This is a genomic window from Martelella alba (assembly GCF_006516955.1).
Taxonomy (GTDB): domain Bacteria; phylum Pseudomonadota; class Alphaproteobacteria; order Rhizobiales; family Rhizobiaceae; genus Martelella; species Martelella alba.
In genome coordinates this window covers 218,893-239,501 of the sequence record NZ_VHLG01000003.1, presented here as the reverse complement: position 1 = coordinate 239,501, position 20,609 = coordinate 218,893, and the positions used below count along the sequence as shown (strand labels likewise).

The 20,609-nt window shown below is 59.8% G+C and carries 15 protein-coding genes; 3 read left to right on the top strand and 12 right to left on the bottom strand.

Annotated elements, in window-relative coordinates:
• Positions 1–22 precede the first annotated feature (22 nt).
• Together FJU08_RS07510 and FJU08_RS07505 are read right to left on the bottom strand one after the other, a co-directional pair.
• Entirely contained in the window at positions 23–916 is an 894-nt protein-coding gene (locus FJU08_RS07510) for an NAD-dependent epimerase/dehydratase family protein (protein ID WP_141148358.1), read from the bottom strand.
• Positions 917–937: 21 nt separating this feature from the next.
• On the bottom strand, positions 938–1,717 hold the full coding sequence (locus FJU08_RS07505; RefSeq protein WP_141148357.1) for an SDR family NAD(P)-dependent oxidoreductase: 780 nt from the start codon (positions 1,715–1,717) through the stop codon (positions 938–940).
• A 518-nt stretch (positions 1,718–2,235) separates the two neighbouring features.
• On the opposite strand from FJU08_RS07505, the gene FJU08_RS07500 reads away from it, so the two are divergent.
• Positions 2,236–4,059, top strand: a complete 1,824-nt coding sequence (locus tag FJU08_RS07500; protein ID WP_141148356.1) for a hypothetical protein — start codon at positions 2,236–2,238, stop codon at positions 4,057–4,059.
• On the opposite strand, the gene FJU08_RS07495 is transcribed toward FJU08_RS07500, so the two are convergent.
• The 3 genes from FJU08_RS07495 to FJU08_RS07485 are packed head-to-tail and all read right to left on the bottom strand — an operon-like array spanning position 4,053 to position 7,773.
• Entirely contained in the window at positions 4,053–4,811 is a 759-nt protein-coding gene (locus FJU08_RS07495) for an SDR family NAD(P)-dependent oxidoreductase (protein ID WP_141148355.1), read from the bottom strand. The two genes, FJU08_RS07500 and FJU08_RS07495, sit on opposite strands and share 7 nt — an antisense overlap.
• 48 nt (positions 4,812–4,859) lie before the next feature.
• Positions 4,860–6,818, bottom strand: coding sequence for a YjhG/YagF family D-xylonate dehydratase (locus FJU08_RS07490; protein WP_141148354.1), 1,959 nt, complete (start codon positions 6,816–6,818; stop codon positions 4,860–4,862).
• Between the two features lie 43 nt (positions 6,819–6,861).
• The gene (locus tag FJU08_RS07485) at positions 6,862–7,773 is read right to left on the bottom strand and encodes a dihydrodipicolinate synthase family protein (protein ID WP_141148353.1); all 912 of its coding nucleotides are present in this window, start codon (positions 7,771–7,773) and stop codon (positions 6,862–6,864) included.
• A gap of 171 nt (positions 7,774–7,944) precedes the next feature.
• Here FJU08_RS07485 and FJU08_RS07480 point away from each other — a divergent pair, with 171 nt between their 5' ends.
• Together FJU08_RS07480 and FJU08_RS07475 are read left to right on the top strand one after the other, a co-directional pair.
• The gene (locus FJU08_RS07480; RefSeq protein ID WP_141148352.1) at positions 7,945–8,700 is read left to right on the top strand and encodes an IclR family transcriptional regulator; all 756 of its coding nucleotides are present in this window, start codon (positions 7,945–7,947) and stop codon (positions 8,698–8,700) included.
• A 174-nt stretch (positions 8,701–8,874) separates the two neighbouring features.
• The gene (locus FJU08_RS07475) at positions 8,875–9,723 is read left to right on the top strand and encodes an aldo/keto reductase (RefSeq protein ID WP_235890621.1); all 849 of its coding nucleotides are present in this window, start codon (positions 8,875–8,877) and stop codon (positions 9,721–9,723) included.
• Positions 9,724–9,777: 54 nt separating this feature from the next.
• Here the strand turns inward: FJU08_RS07475 and FJU08_RS07470 are convergent, their stop codons facing one another.
• Genes FJU08_RS07470 through FJU08_RS07440 form a run of 7 tightly spaced genes read right to left on the bottom strand, consistent with a single transcriptional unit; the run spans position 9,778 to position 20,595 of the window.
• Positions 9,778–11,334 (bottom strand): hydantoinase B/oxoprolinase family protein, encoded by a 1,557-nt coding sequence (locus FJU08_RS07470; protein WP_141148609.1) that lies wholly within the window; start codon positions 11,332–11,334, stop codon positions 9,778–9,780.
• Positions 11,335–11,336: 2 nt separating this feature from the next.
• The gene (locus tag FJU08_RS07465; protein ID WP_141148351.1) at positions 11,337–13,412 is read right to left on the bottom strand and encodes a hydantoinase/oxoprolinase family protein; all 2,076 of its coding nucleotides are present in this window, start codon (positions 13,410–13,412) and stop codon (positions 11,337–11,339) included.
• Between the two features lie 24 nt (positions 13,413–13,436).
• Positions 13,437–15,098, bottom strand: coding sequence for a hydantoinase B/oxoprolinase family protein (locus FJU08_RS07460; RefSeq protein WP_210245204.1), 1,662 nt, complete (start codon positions 15,096–15,098; stop codon positions 13,437–13,439).
• 2 nt (positions 15,099–15,100) lie between these two features.
• Positions 15,101–17,170: a hydantoinase/oxoprolinase family protein gene (locus tag FJU08_RS07455; protein WP_141148349.1), complete on the bottom strand. Its 2,070-nt coding sequence runs from the start codon at positions 17,168–17,170 to the stop codon at positions 15,101–15,103.
• A 42-nt stretch (positions 17,171–17,212) separates the two neighbouring features.
• Entirely contained in the window at positions 17,213–18,016 is an 804-nt protein-coding gene (locus FJU08_RS07450) for a M55 family metallopeptidase (protein WP_141148348.1), read from the bottom strand.
• A gap of 29 nt (positions 18,017–18,045) precedes the next feature.
• Positions 18,046–19,476 carry a leucyl aminopeptidase family protein gene (locus FJU08_RS07445; protein ID WP_141148347.1) on the bottom strand — a complete coding sequence of 477 codons (1,431 nt, stop codon included), beginning with the start codon at positions 19,474–19,476 and terminating at the stop codon, positions 18,046–18,048.
• An 18-nt stretch (positions 19,477–19,494) separates the two neighbouring features.
• On the bottom strand, positions 19,495–20,595 hold the full coding sequence (locus FJU08_RS07440) for a M24 family metallopeptidase (protein ID WP_141148346.1): 1,101 nt from the start codon (positions 20,593–20,595) through the stop codon (positions 19,495–19,497).
• Positions 20,596–20,609: the final 14 nt, after the last annotated feature.

Below are 20,609 nucleotides of genomic sequence, written 5' to 3'. Positions count from 1 at the left end.
CCCTGACTGACGGGGTGCCCCGTCAGTCCTTCACATATTTGCGCCAGTCATGTTCCTCGCGAAAACCGAGAACCTCGCGGATCTTGCGATTGGACAGCGGCGCTTCATAAGCACCCATTTCTCGCGTGACCGGCGTGTTCGGCGCATATTTGGCGAGGAATTCTGCCGTAGGCTCCCGAGCCGTGATCGTGTCGTTGACGGCATTGAAGACCTGAAAGCCGAGCCCGTCCTTTTTGAGGCAGAGATCAACGATCTGACCGAGATCACGTGCATCGATATAGGACCAGGCATTGCGCTTGCGCGATGGCGGATCCGCAAGAAAGGCGGGAAATTTCGCGTAATCTTCCGGCGAGATCACGTTGCCAATCCTGAGAGCATAGATATCCGCCCCGGTGCGCATGGCAAAGGCGCGCGCCGTCTTCTCGTTGCAGACCTTGGAAAGCCCGTAGCTGTCCATCGGATCGACATCATAGTCTTCCTCCAGCGGAAAGCTGTGATAATCCTTATCACCTTCGGCGAAACACACACCAAAGGTGGTCTCCGACGAGGCGATGATGACCTTGCGGATGCCGAGCTTTGTTGCCGCCTCGATGACGTTGTAGGTCGACATGACATTGTTGCGGAATGTCTCATTGTCCGGCTTCAGCAGCACGCGCGGCACGGCGGCAAAATGCACGACAGCATCCACTGGTGCGGGTCCGTTGCCCGTATCATAGCCATCGAAATCAAAATGCATCGACAGCGCATTGAAGACCTGGCCGCTATCCGTCAGATCGACATTCAGCGTGTTGACACCCGCAACTGCCAGCGGCGCAATGTCGAGATTGAGGATGTTGTAGCCCTTGTTCAGGAGATAGGGCACGACCTCGCGGCCGGCTTTGCCAGAGCCGCCGGTAAAAACGATACGCTTGTTCACGATTTTTCCTCCCAATCGGAATTACGGCATCAACTGACCGCCATTGACTTCAATAATTTGCCCCACGACATAGGACGACAATGCCGCCGAGGCGAGAAACAGATAGGCGCCGAGACAATCTTCAGCCACGCCGAGACGGCCCTCGGGGACCTGTTTCAACGCCGCATCAAGCTGTTCCGGCGTCGAATAACGCTCATGAAACGGTGTCAGGATCACGCCCGGAGAAACGGCATTCACGCGGATTTTGAAGGGGATCAGCTCCTTGGCCATGCCGCGGGTGACATTGGAAATAAACGCCTTGGACGAGCCGTAAAGCCCGCTTCCCAGTGCTCCGCCATTGCGGGCGGCAATCGAGGTCGTGTTGATGACGAAGCCGCCCTGGCGCTTCAGATAGGGAATTGCGGCCTTTGTCGCCGCCAGCACCGAACGGGCATTCAGATCCATCACCTCGTCATAGAAATCATCGGTCATCTCGGCATAGGCCCGGCGCGCGACCATACCGCCGGCATTGTTGATGAGGCCGTCAACCGTGCCAAAGGCCGAAACCATGTCATCAACCATCCGTATTGCCTCGGACGTTCGGCTGACATCGGCCCTGATGAGGCATGCCGTTCCGCCAGCGCCCTCAATCTCTGCGGCCACGGCCTCAGCTGCGGCGACGCTTGCGTGATAATGCAGGCCGACCTTTGCGCCCTGCGCTGCAAAGCCTTTGGCAAGGGCCGCGCCGATACCGGTTGAAGCACCGGTAATCAGCACCGCCTTGCCAGCGAGATCGGGAATGTTGAGTTTTGCTACCACCATATTTTACGCACTCCATTTCATTTTGCCCGAACAGACAGGCGCAATACCGGCAGGCCGAACAGAGACGCTGACTGCTGCAATCCGGATCATGCTGATCAGTGCAGATATCATCAGACGGGCCAGCCGGCGCGGAAGAAAGCTGTTCGTCGCCCTTGCCTCCAGCCTAATGAGAAATGAACCCACGAACCAGCCGGTTATTGCTGCGACATGCTGTCTTTGTTGATTGAACGCTTCGGCGGGAAAGTCATCTACGCGAAACCGAAGCCACATCCAGCCGCCCAATCTTAGCCAAACCGCGCCCTTCGTTAACCGATGGCCCGCGGGCGAATGGCGTCACCTGCCAGATTATCGGATTTTTTGAAATTTTTATCAGATCCATCACCTGTAAATCCGGTCTATCAGGATCATTGGGGAAATCAGACGTGTTTTCAAATATAGGCAATAACGGCAACAGGCGGGGTTCACGCTCTCCACAGGAGACATCACCGCCGATCCAGCCATCAACGATAGAGCCGCAAATGCCGGCAGACGCCGGCACGGTTCACAACATTGAGCCGGATCGACCTGCAAAGCTTGGCCTGCCTGCCTCCACCGCGAACGCTTCCGCCATTTTCGAAAATACCCCCTTGGGTGGCCTGGAACAGCACACACCGCTCAACCTGTCTGAAATCATCTCTGCCAGCACCACGGCAATTCCGCAGGACAATCTGGCCCAAAACCGCCAGCCGGCATCTGAGGAAACGGAAAACGGTCCAGCAGCGTGGCATATCTCTCCCTATCCGGCATTACGGCAGGCCTTGCTCAATCGGCTGGCCGAGAACCCCCTCCTTCGTGCAATGCCTGCCTGGCCGTCGCCGCTTGCAACCACGCCGTTTTACGGCAATGCGCCAGGCAGCAGTGTTCAACAGCCGCCCTTCAATGCGACAACGCAATCGATCCAGCAGCTTTATGCGGCGCTGCTGCAAATGGCGGGATCAAGCGCAAGCCAGCATAGCGCGCAGCCGGCACCGGGCGGTTCATTCCCGTATCCGAACAATGCTTCACCTGTCGAAATCGTCCTGGAGGAGGGTTATGCAGCGAGACCGGCAGCGGGAACAGACATGACCGGCTACAGTGCCATTGCAACACAGCACCCGACCTCGTCCGCCATGCCCCCGGCGACAGAACCGCTGGCGCAGGTCCAATCCAAGCGCCGGCGCATGACGACAACCGCCAACACCGCCCCAACCACATCAATGTCTTCGTCGGCGTCTGTGATGGATGAAGTCGCTTCATGCATCACAGACATGTCAGAACGCGGTGACTGGGAGAAATTCCTCTACATTCTCCCGAGAATGGCGAGTGGAAGACCGTTGACGTTATATGACGAAAATCACTCTTCCCAATACAAATTTGACGAATTGAGCCGCGCGCAATTGGGTTCACTTCACGACCTGGCCAATCTCGGCAAGATCACCAGCGCCGGACCGCAACGCGAATTGTTGCGCATTCAGTTGCAAATTGCCGACAAGCTGCAGAATGACGAGCGCAAGGACAGTCCGCTGTCGCAGTCACCCTATATGATCATCGCTGAAAACCTGGGCCGCCTTGTTCCACAATGGAGTTTAGGGCAGTTCTGCAGCGAGGTCATCGATCGCATCATGGAGGCAATTGACAAAGCGCCAGACGACGACATTCGTCAACACATGGAAGCTTTGCTAAAGCTCGTGGAAAACCTGCCACACATTTCGCTGCGACACTATGAATATCAACTATCCCATCCGGCCCCGGAACCAACCGCCAATGCCAGCAAACCAAATAGCCTCCTGGCCGCCTTCTACGTAAAGGCTCTCCGGCAGGCCGAATTCGTGAAGCTGGAAGATGCGGGGCAAGCAACGGATACAAAGGCAATCACAATCTTCCAGAACGCCTTCCTCTCCCTCTTGCCGGAGGCCTGCCTTTATGGCTCCCAAACTCCACTCATCATGACCATGCAAAAGCTACGCGAAGTTCCAAACCCGTTGGCTCGTATTGAACTCTTCCAGACGATGATGGAACATTTCTTTCACAAGAACTGCATTGGCACCATGACGCCCGCAAACTCTTTAGCCTCCACGCTTCGCAAGCAGGCATTCAGCGCCAGCTTCCCGGACGTGTTTCAGTTGATTATCGCTCAATGTGCACACAGCGAGCCCGGCTTCAAAGCCACCTGCAGATCGATATTGGACAACAAGGTCGACCGGTATGCCACTCAGCTGGGAGAACGCTACCCCATGTTCAAGGCGCAAATCGCTCTGCTGAATGAAAACGCCGCCGTTCATGATCCGTCTGCTCAAGCAGCCGGTCCGTGTCGGGCTCAATAGGGCCATGCGGCCTGGCTGAACACGCCGCCATCCACCCAGAGCGTCTGCCCGGTCACAAAAGCAGCGGCCGGTGTTGCAAAAAACATGACCGGCCCGACGATATCTTCCGGCCTGCCGATGCGTCTCAGCGGCGTGATCTTCGACCAGGTTTCCTCATAATCCGGCACCTCCTCCAGCGTGCGCTCAAGCGCAATGGCGCCGGGGGCGACACAATTGACCGTTATGCCATGCGGCCCGAGCTCAACGGCGGCAACCTTGGTGAATTGCTCGATCCCGCCCTTGGACGCGGTGTAGCTGACCAGTTTTGGAAAGGCGAGCTTGTTGCAGCCCGAACCGATATTGACGATTGCGCCGCCCTTCCCGGCGGCAATCATGGCCTTTGCCGCCCGCTTGGTGTTGAGAAAGCAGCCCTTGAGATTGGTGCGGATCACCCTGTCCCAGTCGTCTTCCTCAAGATCGACAAGGGCGGCCCAGCTCTGCACCCCGGCATTATTGACCAGAAGATCAGGCGCGTCTTCCGCCCACGCGCAGGCGGCATCGAAAAACCTGTCGACCTCACCGCGGTCGCCGACATCACAAGCAATGCCGAGCGCTTCGCCACCCGCTTTGGCAACACTTTCCTCAAGTGACTGCGCCGCCTCGCCATGCGACCGGTAGCTGAAGGCGACCTTATAGCCTTCGCCCGCCAGCGCTTCGACCAATGTCCGGCCAATGCCGGTGCTTCCACCCGTTACAACTGCAAACCGCGCCATCAGGCACCTCCCTGTATCATGTTCTTTCTCACCAAATCCGCAACGCGGTCACGGCATGGCACCGCGCGACAAAGCTGCGATGATCCTGTCCGGATCATAGATACAGCCGCGCCAGGTGCCGCCGCTTGCCGCCTGCAATGCCGCCCACAGGCGGGTATCATCCGGCAGGGCCGCTTCTGGCGCGAGATCAGGATGCGCCGCGCGCCGCGCCAGCTCCTCTGCCCCCTCCTCCGGTGACAATGGCTGCTCGTCCGTTCCGAGAAAATTCACTGATCCCTCAAGCCTGCGGCAATCAACGATGAGCTCGACAACATCACCGTCGCGCAGTTTGCCGAGCGGGCCGCCAGCAAGCGCTTCCGGGCCGATATGACCGACACAGGCGCCGGTCGACACGCCGGAGAAGCGGGCATCGGTCAGAAGGCTCACATATTTGCCGAAGGAGAGATGCTTGAGCGAAGAGGTCAACTGATACGTCTCCTCCATGCCGGTACCCGAAGGGCCTCCGCCCATCACCACCATGATATCACCGGCGCGGATATGCCCGGTCTTGATAGCGCTGATGGCATTGCGCTCGCGGGTAAAAACCTTGATACGCCCCGTGTGGCGGTAGATGCCGTTTTCATCGAGCATTGATGGATCAATCGCCGTCGATTTGATCACCGACCCCTCCGGCGCGATATTGCCAACGGGAAAGGTGATCGTCGAGGTCAGACCGCGGGTCTTTGCCTGATCCGGGCTCATGATCACCCGGTCCGGGTCGACACCATCATGCTCGGCAAGTAGCGCCCTGAAACGGGCGCGCCGTTCTGACCCCGCCCACCAGTCGAGATTGTCGCTAAGCGTTTCGCCGGTCACGGTCATGGCATCTTCGTGGAGAAGGCCGAGACGGCGCAGATGCAGCATGACCTCCGGCACGCCACCGGCCAGGAAGGCACGCACCGTCGGGTGATATTCCGGCCCGTTGGGCAGCACGCTGACAAGGCGGGGAACGGCACGGTTGATCCGTGTCCAGTCGCCCACATCCGGCAGCTTCAACCCAGCGGAAAAGGCAATCGCCGGAATATGCAGAAGAAGATTGGTCGAACCGCCAAAGGCGGCATGCACGACCATGGCGTTTTCGATCGCGTGTTCGGTCAGAATATCTCTGGTCGTCAGTCCCTTCTCGATCAGGCCGAGGGCGGCACGGGCGGATGCGCGGGCAATCTCCAGCCAAACCGGCTGGCCGGAAGGCGCAAGCGCGCTATGCGGCAGCGCCATCCCCAACCCTTCCGCCACCACCTGAGACGTTCCCGCCGTGCCAAGAAACTGGCACCCCCCGCCCGGCGACGCACAGGCGCGGCAGCCGAGGCTTGCGGCATCTTCGAGCGACAGTTCGTTATTGGCGAAACGGGCGCCGATCGTCTGCACCTTGCCCGCATCTTCGCCGAAGGTTGGCGGCAGCGTCGCTCCACCTGGCACCAGCACCGTCGCGATATCGTGCATGCCGGCCAGCGCCATCAGCATGGCGGGCAGACCCTTGTCGCAGGTGGCAACGCCAATGGCCGCCTTGCGCGTCGGCAGGGAGCGGATCAGCCGCCGCATGACGATCGAGGCATCATTGCGATAGGGCAGCGAATCAAACATGCCTGTCGTACCCTGTGTCCGGCCATCACAGGGGTCACTGACAAAGGTGGCAAAGGGCATACCGCCGGCACCGGCGATTTCACGGGCGGCGGCTTCCATCTGCAGGCCGATTTCGTAATGGCCGGTGTGAAGGCCAAGGGCGACCGGCTTGCCATCCGGCTGGCGTATCCCGCCCATGGTGCCGACCAGCATGACCTCCGGTCCGCGCATGCGCTTCGGCGACCAGCCCATACCGGCATTGAGCGTGAGGCCGAAAATATCACCGCTCGGCGCATTCACCAGCATATCCGGTGTCAGCGGCAGAGACCCCTCCGGCCCCGGCGCATTGGTGGCGATATCGAAGATCGCACCGCCCCCATCATCAAAAATCCTGTCCAGTGCCATCCTGTCCTCCCTGTGGCCTTTCCCGTTTTGTCGTCTTTTGTCTTCAGTCCTCCAGCACACCCGCCGAAACCAGCACCTGGCGCACGGTCTGGCTCATCGCCTCGCTCACAGGACCGGCCGGCGGCAAAGCATAGGTCGAAACCGGCAGGCCTGTCAGCCGCATGGCCTCCTTCACCACATTCACGAAGGGCGCATCGAGGCCGTAAAGCTTCGGCAGCTTCAGAAGCTGGCGGTTGAGGCTGGTCATGGTTGCCAGATCATCGGCGAGGAAAGCGCGATAGATGCCAACCGACAGCTGCGGCGCAAAGTTCACGCTCGCCGAAATCGCCCCGTCTCCCCCCATCAGCAGCGTATTCACCAGATGGTCGTCATAGCCGCAGAAAACGGAAAAATCGGGATGCGCGCCCTTCACCACATCGATCATGCGACGCAGATGGCCGACGGAATCGATCGTATCCTTCACACCGACGATGTTCTCATTGGCGTCAGCCAGCCGCTTGATGATCTCGGGCGTCAGATCCTGGCCGGTCAGATCAGGAAAATTATAGACCAGCATCGGCAGGTCAATGCTTTCGGCAATCGCGCCGAAATATCGGAAGAGATTGGTCTCCGTGACCTTCCAGTAATAGGGGTTGATCGCCACGATCCCGTCAGCACCGGCGGATGCGGCATGGCGCGACAGCTCCACCGCCTCGCGCATATTCGGGCTTCCCGTGCCGATCAGCACCGGTACCCTGCCCTTGACGCAGTCAATAACCGTCTCAGCCGCCGCGCGGCGCTCATCGGCTGACATCTGCGAGAACTCGCCGCCGGTGCCAAGGAAGAACAGGCCGTTGACACCCGCTCCGATCAGCATGTCGATCACATGCGCCATCGCGGCGCGGTCAACCGCGCCAGTGTCGGTGAAAAGCGTGGAAACGGGCGGGATGATGCCTGAAAATTTCGGATACTGCATATCTGGGGCCTCCGGCGGAAGCGTCCCTGTCGGTCATGGAAGGGATGTCGATCGCGCTTTTGTTTTATATTGTAGAACACAAGTTTATAATATAGAATTTAACACAGCGCAGCCGCTTTGCAAGCATGTCCTCATCACTGGCTGCACCATCTTCAAGCGGCGGGAGCCCTCATGCCCATCATCCAGTCCGTACAGCGTGCATTGATGATCCTGAACCTCTTTGATGAGGACAATCCGGAGATGAAGATCACCGATATTGCCGCCCGGCTGGACCTTCACAAATCGACACTGCATTCGCTTTTGAAGACGCTGCAGATCGAAGGTTATATTGATCAGAATCACGAGAATGGCCGCTACCGGCTCGGCATGAAGCTGGTGGAGCGCGGCACCTTCGTCATCAGCTCGCTGGACCTGCGCAAGCGCGCTGGTCCGGCGCTCGCCGCCTTGTCCCAGACAACCGGAGAAACCGTACACCTCGGCGTTCTGGAAGGTAAAAACGGTGTCTATATCGACAAGGTTGATGGCTCGCGCGCACTGATCGGCTATTCGCGGATCGGCCGCAGCCTGCCGATCCACTGCACCGCCATCGGCAAGGTGCTACTGGCCTTTCGCCCGACCACCGAGGTGCGCCACCTGCTTGAAGGCTATGACTTCACCGCATTCACGGAGCGCACCATCACCGCGCCGGAACCTTTTATCGCTGCGCTGAACACGGTGCGTGCCGAAGGCGTGGCAATGGATGACGAGGAACATTCGCGCGGCGTGCGCTGCATGGCCGCACCCGTCTTCGACCACGACAAGAAGGTGGTTGCCGCCGTCAGCATCTCGACACTGACCTCCGTCACAGACAGTGGGGCATTTGCCAGCCTGATTGCGCCCTTGAAACAGACCAGCAGCGCCATATCGCTGGCACTGGGGAACCGCTGAGTCTCAAACTTGAGAAACCGGGAACCTGTTGCGATAAATTGCATTATTCTGGAGGCGATGCTGATGCTGCCCCGATCATCGCGATACCCCGGCAGCCCTTCTGGAATAAAAGACCGGTCGCAATACCATGTGACCGGAAATGACAGTATCGCCAGACATGGAAAGGCAGAGAAAATGACAATGTCACCCGATATTCCAATGCTCACCCTCAATGATGGCACGACCCTTCCGGCACTCGGCTTCGGCACATCACCCATGAAGGGCAGCAGCGCGGTGGATGCAATCACGGCGGCGATCCACAATGGCTACAGGCTCCTGGATTCTGCCTTCAATTACGAGAATGAAGGCGCCCTCGGTGCGGCGATCCGCAAAAGCGGAATTGCCCGTGAACAGCTCAGGCTCTGCTCGAAACTGCCGGGCCGCCACCACAAATATGAACAGGCGATCGCAACGGTAGAGGAATCACTCTGGCGCGCAGGGCTCGATTATTACGACCTCTACCTGATCCATTGGCCCAACCCGCTGCAGGACCTCTATGTCGAAGCCTGGCAGGCGATGATCGAGGTCCAGAAGCGCGGCCTCGTCCGTTCCATCGGCGTCAGCAATTTCCTGCCGGCTCACCTGGACCGGCTGAAGCAGGAGACCGGCATTCTCCCCGCCGTCAACCAGGTCGAGATCCATCCCTATTTCCCCCAGGAAGAGCAACTGACCTATAATCGTGCGCTGGGTATCGTCACCGAAAGCTGGAGCCCGTTCGGGCGTGGCACGAAGATCATGACCGAGCCGGTGGTCGCCGATATTGCCGCGCGGATCGGCAAGACCCCGGCACAGGTGATCCTGCGCTGGCACCTTCAGCGCGGTGCCCTGCCGCTGCCGAAAGCATCGAGTCCCGAGCGCCAGCGGGAAAATCTCGCTGTTTTCGATTTCACGCTGGACGACGCCGACCTTGCCGCCATCACCGCCCTCGGCCGCCCGGATGGACGCCTTCAGGGGCAGGATCCAGCAAGTTACGAAGAGTTTTGATGTCAATGAACCCGGGCCGCAGCAGGCCCGGGTTTCTGCTGTCTGACCGGCGGCCTATCGCTTGCCCCAGCCGCCGCCATTGGCGGTGTCGATCAGGATTTCGTCGCCCGGCTCGACGATGACGTCAGAGGCGAAGGAGAAGCGCTCCTCATCGCCCGAACGGCGGCGCACGCTGACGCTGTTAAGCCCGCCCTTTTCTCCGCCTGCCGTGGCCCATACTGGAACACGCGTATGCGAATAGCCGACCGCCAGAACGGCGCGTGCGCGGGGCCTGTAGCAGGTTGAAAGGCCAAGCCCGCCCTTGTGCAATCCCTCACCGGCCGCACTGTCGGAGAGCTTGCGCCAGCCGACATCAATGCCATAGCGGGCCTCGCAGATTTCCGCCGGGCAATTGAAGGTATCGCCGTGATTGGGGGAATACATGGCATGCAGGCCGTCGCGCTTGTCGGTAGCGCCCCAACCGCCCATCTGCGGCTCGACCATGGTGTAATCGCGCCCCGTTTCGGGATGTTTTCCCGCCACCACCGTGCCGCAGATCGAGCCGAAACTGCCCGATGGCAGACGTTCGGGCATATGTTGCGCCAGCGTCTGCCACAGCATGTCGGACAGCCGGATCCGGGTCTCGGAATAATAGCCATGCGGCGCGGGCGCGATTGGATCGAAGATCGACCCCTTGCGGGTGATCACCTTCAGCGGTCGGAAGGAACCGGAATTGGCAAACAGCGTCGGATCGGTCAGCACCTTGAAGATCAGCTGACAGGCAATCGTCGCACCTTCCTTCGAAGTATTGAACGGACCGGATTTTTGATCCGGTGCGCTGGTCAGATCGACGATGAAATTGTCATGGGTGATCGTCAGTTGCGCATGCCAGATATCGCCCTCATCCTGTTCCACCGCCACGGGATAGGTTCCCGCCGGCAATGTCCGCAACCCGTCAAGCGCGCGCTTTTCGCCCGCCGCGAAGGCCTCGGCAATCGCCGCTTCAATCTCCTCGACGCCGTAGGCCTCCGCCATTTCGCGGATTGGCTTGGCACCGCGACGCCCGGCGGCGATCTGCGCCCAGAGATCACCGGTGACAAAATCGGGAAGACGCGAGTTGATGGCGATGATATCGAAGACCGATTGCAGCTTGTGCCCGGCTTCAAACAGCCTGACGGCAGGAAGCCGCAGGCCCTCCTGGAAGATCTCGGTCGAATTGGCCGCCATGGAACCCGGCGTCATGCCGCCGACATCATTCCAGTGGGCAATCGATGCCGTCCAGGCGATGCATTGGCCCTCAACAAAAACGGGTTCGGCCACCACCACGTCATTCAGATGCGTGACGCCGCCATGATACGGGTCATTGGTAACAAAGACATCGCCATCGCGGATCGTATCGCCATGGGTTTCAACGATATATTTCACCGCCTTGTCGAGCACGCCGACGAAGCCGGGAATACCGGCACCCGACGAAACGATCTCGCCGCGCGCATCGGTAACCCCCGTGCCGACGTCGAGCACCTCATAGATGATCGGGCTCATCGCCGTTTTCTTCAGGATCGAGAACATCTCGTCTGCCGCGGCCGACAGACCGGCCTGGATCACGGAGCGGGTAAAGGGATCGCCACGCATGCTCACGCCTTTCTCAGTTCGATATGGAGATTGCCCCAGCGGTCGACATGGGCAGAATTGCCGGGATGGATGACAATGGTCGTGCCCGGATCTTCGACGATGGCAGGCCCTTCAAAGCGCATCCCCGCCTTCAGCCGCTCACCGTCATAGATATCGGCCTCATGAACGCCTTCCAGAGCATAGTCCACGGCGCGGCGGGCCTTCAGCGCTTGCGAAGCATCCTCGCCGCCCATCTCCTGCTCGACCGGCTTCAGCTTGCCGACCTCGGCCGAGGCGATGACATGCACTCCGACCATTTCGACCGGCGCATGCAGGCGATAGGTATATTCGCGCTCGTAAGCGGCATGAAAATCATTCGCAATCGTATCGAGTGCTGCGGCGGTTACCGCCCCTTCGATCGCGACTTCGGTCGTGTGTTCCTGATTGCGGTAGCGGAACTTGCCAAACCGCTTCAGCTGCACCTTGTCGGCCGGCACACCTTCGGCTTCGAAATTGGCGCGCGCTTCCGCCTCAACCTCGGCAAAACGGGCCTCGATCGCATCCAGGGCCCGATCATCCAGCTCGGCAAGCGCGGTCTGGAAATAATCGCGCCTGAGGTCCGACATCATCATGCCCCAGGCGGAAAAGACCGGCGCACCGGCCGGGATCACGACCTTCTTCACGCCGAGTTCCTGGCCCAGCGCCACCGCATGCATGGCACCGCCACCGCCGAAAGCCACCAGCGTGAATTCGCGCGGATCGTGACCGCGATTGAGCGAGACCAGTTTCAGCGCATTGACCATATTGTTGTTGGCAATGCGGATGATGCCGCGTGCCGCTTCCTCGCGGGAAATGGCAAGACTGTCGGCCACCGCCTGAAGCGCCGATCCGGCCGCCTCCATATCGGCCTCGACACTGCCGCCGCAGAAATAGTCCCGGTTGATGCGACCGAGCCAGAGATTGGCATCGGTGGTCGTCGCCTTCGTGCCGCCGCGCCCATAGGCGGCGGGTCCGGGCGAGGCACCGGCTGATTGCGGGCCGACATTGAGCGAGCCGTAATCATCGACCCAGGCAATCGAGCCGCCGCCATTGCCGATCTCGACGAGATCGACCACCGGCACCATGATCGGATAGCCGGCAGAGGCGCGGTCACGCTCGATCCAGTAATCGGTCATGATGGTGACTTCACCATCCTCGATCAGCGAGCATTTCGCCGTTGTGCCACCGATATCGAGCGCCAGAACATCGGGTTCTCCGATCAGCTTGCCGAGTTCGGCAGCGCCCCAGAAGCCGGAGGCCGGGCCGCTTTCGACCATGGTGATCGGGATGCGGGCTGTCGCCTCCAGCGTATCGACACCACAATTGGACTGCATGACATAGAGCTGCCCGTTGAAACCGTCGCCCTTCAGCCCGTCCTCAAGGCGATGCAGATAGCGGGCGGCAACCGGCTGGACATAGGCGGACAGCACCGCCGAATTGGTGCGCTCATATTCGCGCCACTCCCGGCTGATCTGGTGCGATCCGACAGCAGAAACCTCCGGCCAGAGCGTTTGAAGTGCCGCAAGAACCGCCTTTTCGTGCGCCGGATTGGCATAGGCATGGAGGAAGGAGACGGCAACGGCCTCGACACCAGCCGCCTTGAACGTCTCGACAATATTTTCAAGGGGAGAGAGATCCAGCGGTTCTGTCTCGTCACCGCGATAGTTCATCCGCCCCGCAAGCTCGAGGCGCAGATCGCGATCGACGAAGGGCCTGGGCTTCTCATAATAGAGATTGAAGAAATCAGGCCGGTTGCCGCGCGCCACTTCCAGCGTGTCACGAAAGCCTTCCGTCGTGATCAGCCCGACCTTCACGCCCTTGTGCTCGGTCAGCGCGTTGATGACGACGGTGGTGCCATGCGCCATGAAATCAATGTCACCAGCGGCGACGCCGGCCTTTTCCAGCACATTGAGAACGCCCTTTTCAAAATCGGGCGGTGTCGTGTCCGATTTGGCCGTGATGATCCGGCTCTCGCCGCTCTCATGATCCGTTTCAAAGCAAACGAGATCAGTAAACGTGCCGCCGACATCGGTGGTCACGCGGATCGTCTTTCCGCTCATCGCATTATCCTTCAGGGCCTGTGCCTATTCTTCCCAGCCATAGACGGCGCGCGCATCATCCAGTGTGAGATAGCCGTTACGCAGGTCGCGTCTGATGGCGTCTGGATCCCGCTTTTCCGGTGGACCGAAGCCACCGCCATTGGCGGTCACGATCCTGATGACATCATCGGTATTGAGTTCGACATTGGTGGCGAAGGAGAAGCGGCTCCGGTCGCCATCGGCACGCACGACCTCGACAAAATTGGTTGATCCGTCGCGTCCGCCATCAACGCCCCATGGCGGAATGCGCGAGCGGGTATAGCCGACGGAGAGGAAGTTCTGGTCCTTGCGCACGCGGTAATGCACCTCGATCCCCTTGCCGCCACGCCATTGCCCCTCGCCGCCAGAAGCCGCGCTCAGCGCCATCTGATCAACCGTCAGACCATAACGCGCTTCAGCGATTTCGGCCGGGCAGTTGAAGGTCTCGCCGTGGAAACCGGAGAACTGGCCGGAAACACCGTCATGGCCGGACCAGGCGCCCCAGCCGCCGACCTGCGGCTCGACAATGGTGTAGTGGCGGCCGGTATCGGGATGCGGCCCACCGACGACAGTGCCGCAGATCGAGGCGAAGTTGCCGGCTGGCAAAGTGCCGGGAAAATGCGTTGCAAGCGCGCGCAGCAACATGTCCGAAAGCCGGATTTCCACCTCGGAATAATAGCCCATGGCGCCGGGCGCCTCGACATGGAACAGCGTACCGGGCTTTGTCTTGACATGGACCGGACGGAAGAAGCCGCCATTGCCCGGCCCGTCGGGATCGACAAAGGCCTTGAAGGCAAGCTGAACCGCGATCTCGGTCCCTTCCCGCGAGGAATTGCTGGAGCCCTTCTGCTTCGGATTTTCAGTGAGATCGACGATAAAGGCATCGCTGGTAACGGTGAGTGTCAGGCGGTGAATGTCACCATTATCCTGCTCTTCGGCAAAGTCGAATGTGCCTTCCGGCAGTTTGGCAAGGGCCGCGCGTGCACGCCGCTCGCCCAGTTCCATGAAATCATCGATCGCGGCGATGAAGGTCTCGGCACCGTATTTTTCGACCAGTTCGAGAATGCGCCGCTCACCGACCCTCAGGCCGGCAATGCCGGCCCACAGATCACCATTGAGATAATCGGGAAGACGCGAATTGACGGCGAGAATATCAAAGACCGCCTCATTGCGCTCCCCCTTGGAAAACAGCTTCACGCAAGGAATACGCACCCCTTCCTGAAAGATTTCCGTCGCATCCGATGACATAGACCCCGGCACGGCCCCGCCGACATCATTCCAGTGCGCGATATTGGAAAGCCAGGCAACCAGCCGCCCCTCGGCAAAGACCGGGGCTGCCAGAACCATGTCGTTCAGATGGGTGACGCCGCCATAATAAGGATCATTGGTGGCGAAAACATCGCCCGGCGAAACCTGATCGGCCGGGAATTTCTCCATGATCCCGGCAACAGCCTTGTCGAGCACGCCGATAAAGGCCGGGATGCCCGCACCCGTTGCGGCAATCTCGCCACCGGGGCCAAGCACGGCGGTCGACATGTCGAGCACCTCATAGATGATCGCGCTCATCGAGGTCTTGCGCTGGGCAACGAACATCTCGTCGGCAATGGCGACCAAGGCATTCTGGATGATGTCATAGGTGACCGGGTCAAAGCTCTTCTCAACCGTCATGCTCATCTCCTGATCTCGATATGGGTGTTGCCATAGGTATCGATCGACACCCGGTTCTGCGGATGGACGACGATGGTCGTACCCGGATCCTCAATGATGGCCGGACCTTCGAAGCACATGCCCGGCTCCAGCTTCTCGCCATCATAGATGGTCGCCTCATGCACGCCCTCGGTCGCATAATCGACCGCGCGACGGCCCTTGACCGCAGTTTCAACCGCAGCCCCGGAAGTCGGCAACGGCACGATTTCGAGCTTGCCGATTTCGGCTGCGGCAATCAGATGGAGGCCGATGATCTCGACCTCGGCGGCCAGACGATAGGAATATTCGCGCTCATAGATGACGTGGAAATCATCAATCATCTTCGCCATTTCGGCAGGGCCGAATGCTCCCGCGCCAACCGGCACCTCAACGGCAAATTCCTGGTTCTGATAGCGCACCCGCAAGAGCGGCTGCATGCTGATCCGCTCATCGGAAACCCCCTCGCCGGCAAATTCGTCACGGGCGAGCTTCATCGTTTCGCTCAGAAGCGTGCTGAGAGCGGCATGATCGGACTGTCCGACCAGTTTTGTGACAAAGTAGTCGCGCCTGAGATCCGACATCAGCATGCCCCAGGCGGAGAAGACCGGTGCGCCGCGCGGCACGACGACCTTTTTCACGCCCAGCTCCTGCCCCAGCGCCACGCCATGCATCGGCCCGCCGCCGCCAAAGACGACGAGGGTGAAATCACGCGGATCATAGCCGCGATTAACCGAGACCAGTTTCAGCGCATTGACCATATTGGAATTGGCAATGCGGACAATGCCGCGCGCCACATCCTCGCTTGTCTGGCCAAGCTTGTCGGCAAGCCGCCTCAGCGATCCCTCAAGCGCGCTCATATCCGCCTCGACCGTGCCGCCGCAGAAATAGTCCTTGTTGATCCGACCGAGCCTGAGATTGGCGTCCGTGGTCGTGGCATTGTCGCCGCCGCGGCCATAGGCCGCCGGTCCGGGGGCCGCCCCTGCCGATTGCGGTCCGACATGCAGCTTGTCGAATTCGTCGACCCAGGCGATCGACCCGCCGCCATTGCCGATCTCGACCAGATCGACCACCGGCACCATGATCGGATAACCGGCAGACTTGCGGTCGCGCTCGATCCAGTAATCGGTCTTGATGGTTGCCTGACCATCAACGATCAGGGCGCATTTGGCCGTCGTGCCGCCGATATCAAGCGCCAGCACATCCGGCTCCCCGATGATCCGGCCAAGCTCGGCCGCACCCCAGAAACCCGATGCCGGGCCGCTCTCAACCATGGTGATCGGCACGGCCTTGACGGCATCGACGGTATCGATGCCGCAGTTTGACTGCATGATGAAGAGATTGCCGCGATAGCCGCGACCGTTAAGCCCCGTTTCCAGCTTCTCGAGATAGCGCTCGGCCTTGGGTTGAACATAGGCCGACAGAACGGTCGTGTTGGTGCGCTCATATTCGCGCCATTCGCGGGTAATCTGGTGGGAGGCAACCGCCGTCGCCTCCGGCCAGCGCGCCTTCACGGCGGCAAGAACGGCCTCCTCATGCGCCGGATTGGCATAGGCATGCAGTAGGCAGATCGCCACCGCCTCGACGCCGTCGGCGCGGAAATCATCCAAGATCGCATCCAGACCTGAAAGGTCGAGCGGCGCGGTTTCCTCACCCTTGTAATTGATCCGCCCCGGCAATTCGCGCCGCAGATAGCGTTCGACGAAGGGAACCGGCTTCTTGTACATCAGATTGAAGAAATCGGGCCGGTTGCCACGGCCGATCTCCAGCACGTCACGGAAGCCTTTCGTCGTGATCAGACCGACCTTTGCGCCCTTGCGCTCCGTCAGTGCATTGATGACGACCGTGGTTCCATGGGCGAAGAAATCCACCGCTGGCAGATCAATCTCCGCCTTTTCAAGCACGTTGAGCACACCCTTTTCGAAATCGGGCGGCGTGGTATCGGATTTGGCGGTGCGGACCGTCTGGGCGCCCGTCTCGACATCGGTTTCGAAATAGACGAGATCGGTAAATGTGCCGCCAACATCGGTCGAGACACGGGTGATCTTTTCTGCCATCGCTTTGCGTTCCCTTATGTTTTCTGTTCGCGATTTTGGCGTTCAAAGCTTCATGAACTGGTAGGCGCGCAGGATTTCAAAGAAATTGCGGTGCCAGAAGGAGACCGAACGCGGCGCATTGCTGACCGCGCCCGGATACCAGCTGGCCTTATAGGCATCGACCGGGTTGTTGAACTCGATCACCAGTTCGTAGTCATCGGCTTTTGGCGGCAGGCAGGCACTGAAATCACCCGAAAGGGCCTTTTTCACGCCGTCGAAAATCAGCGCCCGCGCCTTGACCGGTGACAGCGAATTGGTCGCCGGACCAATGCCCTCGGATGTCGCGACCGTGACAATGCCGGGCATCATCGCTCCCGCATCATCACAAATGCCTTGATCGCCCGACAGGAAGGCCGACGGCACGCCATAAAGGGCGGCACAGCGGGCATTGAGCGACAATTCGGAAGCCACCTCTCCGTTCAGAAGCACGCGGGAAATACGCAGATTGGACGTATGCGCCAGCGGATTGGTTTCATCCCCCGCCTTGGAATGGTAGCCGGTATAGATGGCGACATCGCAATCGGCCGAAATGCCGAACATCATCTGATCGGGATGGCCAGACCAGCCGCGGATGATGCGGACATAATCCGGCAGATCACCAAGCAGAATATTGCGCGCCGTGGCATGGGCATCCTTGATGAGAACCTCATCGGCCCCCGCCTCGCGCGCACCCTCGCAGGCGGCGATCACTTCAGCCGTCATGAATTTCTGGAACTCGGCATATTCACCGGGAATATGCTTGCGCGCCTCATCCCACATGGTGATGCCGGCGGTTCCCTCAATGTCAGCGCTCAGGAAGACTTTCATTTCATCATTATCCGATTCTCATTTGGCGCTCAGGCCAGATCACGCAGCAGGCCGATCAGTGTTTCGATGATGACCCCGCTGCCGCCGGGCGGCGAAAACGCCGTGCCCGCTCCGACATAGGACGGCCCGGCAATATCGATATGCGCCCAGTCCGTGCCCTCATCGATGAAGTTTTCCAGGAAAGCCGACGCAATCGAGGCATTGCCGTATTTGACGCCGGGCCAGTTGACCATGTCGGCAAAATCCGACTTCAGCTCGGCATGGAATTCGTCGTCGATCGGCATCGGCCAGATCTTTTCGCTGGCCTGACCTGCCGCACGGATGACGCTGTCGCGCAATTCCGGCGCATTGCCGTAAAGCCCGGCATAACGTGTGCCGAGACCGATCTGGACGGCATAGGTGAGGGTCGCGATATCGATCACGGTCTTCGCACCCAGCGCCCGCTGGGCGTAGCTCAGGCAATCGGCCAGCACCAGCCGTCCCTCACAATCAGGATCCCGGACCTCGACAGTCTGGCCGGAATAGGATGTCAGAATATCGCCGGGACGGGTGGCATTACCGCTGATCATGTTTTCGGCAAGCCCCAGAACTGCAACCGCGTCGCCCTTATAGCCGGTTTTCGCCAGAGCAATCATGGTCGCAGCAGCGGTTGCCGCGCCGGCCATATCGCCCTTCATCTCCCACATGCCGTGAACATCTTTCAGATGGATGCCACCGGTATCAAACGAGATGCCCTTGCCGACGAGGGCGACCGGCGGTTTCTCACCCGGACCGAGATGCATCACGACCATGCAGGGCGGATTGTCCGATCCCTGACCAACACCGAGGTGAAGGCCGCATCCAAGCGCGTTTAGATGACCTTCGTCGAGTATTTCAACCGTGATGCCGACAGCCTCGCCAGCCCTGGCGATCCGTGCAGCCATCTCCAGCGGCGACAGGACATTGGCCGGTTCATTGATCAGATCACGGGCAAAATGGATGGAAGAGACGTCCGCTTCCAGCGCTGACAGGGCCGTAATGTCCAGGTCAGCACCGCAAATTGCAACCGACTTCAGCACTGGCTGCGCTGCACGATAAAGATCGAAACTATAAGCCCTGAGCGCCATGCCGCGCAGTACATCAAGGGCATTATCGGGGGCGAAAAGCGCAATTTCACCCGCCTTCAAGACCTGCGGCAAAAGCGCAATCGCCGCACCCGCCTTGCGATAGTCAAGCGGCGTTTGCGCACCGCCGGTGCCAATGACAATCAGCATATCGAGGTCAGTGGCGACCGGTGCCGGGATCGGCAGGATTTCACCAGCTGCGCCACCGAAACTGGAAGCGGCAATCGCCTTCGCAATGGCTGTTCCAGCCTCCGTATTAACAAGAGACGGGCAATTCACCACTGGGCCATCCTGCAAGATGACGGCAATTTTCGCCGTCAGAAGATCAGACAGAGGACTGGTGCTAATCTTGATCATGATGGTTTCAGCCTCCAATCACACCGGAATGACATGCAGGTCGCGCGGCAGTTGCGACAGGATTTCCGGTCCGTCCTTTCGCAGCACGACGATCTCTTCCAGCCTTACGCCGAATTTGCCGGGCAGATAGATGCCGGGCTCGATCGAGAAGACATTGCCTTCAAGCAGAACCGTCTCATTGGTCGCGGTGATATAGGGCTTTTCATGGCCATCAATGCCGAGCCCGTGGCCGGTGCGGTGGACGAAATAGTCGCCATAGCCCGCCTCCGTGATCACGCCGCGCGCGGCGGCATCGACATCCATCGCCCGCGCGCCGGGCTTTGCCGCAGCAAGGGCTGCCTGAACCGCCTTTTCGACGATGGCATGGATTTTCAGATAGTCTTCATTCGGCGTTCCAAGGAAAGCCATACGGGTGATATCGCTCGGATAACCATCCTTGCGCGCGCCGATATCGATGACGATCGCGTCGCCTTCCTCGATCAGGCGTTCGGAGACACTGTGATGCGGAAAGGCGCCGTTGGGACCGCTGCCAACGATCCAGAAGGCAGGTTCGGCACCTTCCGACTGGAACTGGGTGCGGATGATCGTTGCCAGCTCACTTTCGCTGATCCCAGGACGGATCGACCGGAAGGCCAGTTCGACGGCGCGGTCGTCAATCGCCGCATTGATTTTCAGCGCCTCGACTTCCGCCTCATCCTTCATCGTCCGCAAGAGGCCGATCGTTTTATCGGTAAAGCCCGTTTTCACGCCCTCAGGCAGCGCATTCAACAGCAGAAGCGCGAAGTCGGCCCGCATCGTCTCATCCAGAACGACCGAGCGGACCTTGTCGCCGCCAAGCTCGGCAAGTGCTGCGGCCATGGCGGCATCCGGACCCTCATCATCAGACCAGACGTGAAAGCCGATAGCGGATTTTTCCCGCGTGCCCTCGGCATTCAGCGCCGGCATGAGAAAAGTCTCCTTTTCCTGCGTCACCAGCAGCAGGCAGGGACGCTCATCGGCATGGGTGTGAAAGCCGATCAGCCACTGCATGTGCGAGCTGGGGCCGATCGCCACCAGATCAACGCCATTGACCTTCATGCTGTCGCGCAAGGCGGCAAATCGCTTCGCTGTATCAGTCATTGTTTTTGCTTTCC

Bases quoted from the DNA above. Each gene is read 5' to 3' on its own strand.
- FJU08_RS07480 (WP_141148352.1), top strand. From the start codon at position 7,945: ATGCCCATCATCCAGTCCGTACAGCGTGCATTGATGATCCTGAACCTC.
- FJU08_RS07485 (WP_141148353.1), bottom strand. From the start codon at position 7,773: ATGCAGTATCCGAAATTTTCAGGCATCATCCCGCCCGTTTCCACGCTT.
- FJU08_RS07440 (WP_141148346.1), bottom strand. From the start codon at position 20,595: ATGACTGATACAGCGAAGCGATTTGCCGCCTTGCGCGACAGCATGAAG.
- FJU08_RS07475 (WP_235890621.1), top strand. From the start codon at position 8,875: ATGACAATGTCACCCGATATTCCAATGCTCACCCTCAATGATGGCACG.
- FJU08_RS07470 (WP_141148609.1), bottom strand. From the start codon at position 11,334: ATGCGTGGCGATCCCTTTACCCGCTCCGTGATCCAGGCCGGTCTGTCG.
- FJU08_RS07450 (WP_141148348.1), bottom strand. From the start codon at position 18,016: ATGAAAGTCTTCCTGAGCGCTGACATTGAGGGAACCGCCGGCATCACC.
- FJU08_RS07490 (WP_141148354.1), bottom strand. From the start codon at position 6,818: ATGGCACTGGACAGGATTTTTGATGATGGGGGCGGTGCGATCTTCGAT.
- FJU08_RS07500 (WP_141148356.1), top strand. From the start codon at position 2,236: ATGCCGGCAGACGCCGGCACGGTTCACAACATTGAGCCGGATCGACCT.
- FJU08_RS07460 (WP_210245204.1), bottom strand. From the start codon at position 15,098: ATGACGGTTGAGAAGAGCTTTGACCCGGTCACCTATGACATCATCCAG.
- FJU08_RS07455 (WP_141148349.1), bottom strand. From the start codon at position 17,170: ATGGCAGAAAAGATCACCCGTGTCTCGACCGATGTTGGCGGCACATTT.
- FJU08_RS07495 (WP_141148355.1), bottom strand. From the start codon at position 4,811: ATGGCGCGGTTTGCAGTTGTAACGGGTGGAAGCACCGGCATTGGCCGG.
- FJU08_RS07505 (WP_141148357.1), bottom strand. From the start codon at position 1,717: ATGGTGGTAGCAAAACTCAACATTCCCGATCTCGCTGGCAAGGCGGTG.
- FJU08_RS07465 (WP_141148351.1), bottom strand. From the start codon at position 13,412: ATGAGCGGAAAGACGATCCGCGTGACCACCGATGTCGGCGGCACGTTT.
- FJU08_RS07445 (WP_141148347.1), bottom strand. From the start codon at position 19,476: ATGATCAAGATTAGCACCAGTCCTCTGTCTGATCTTCTGACGGCGAAA.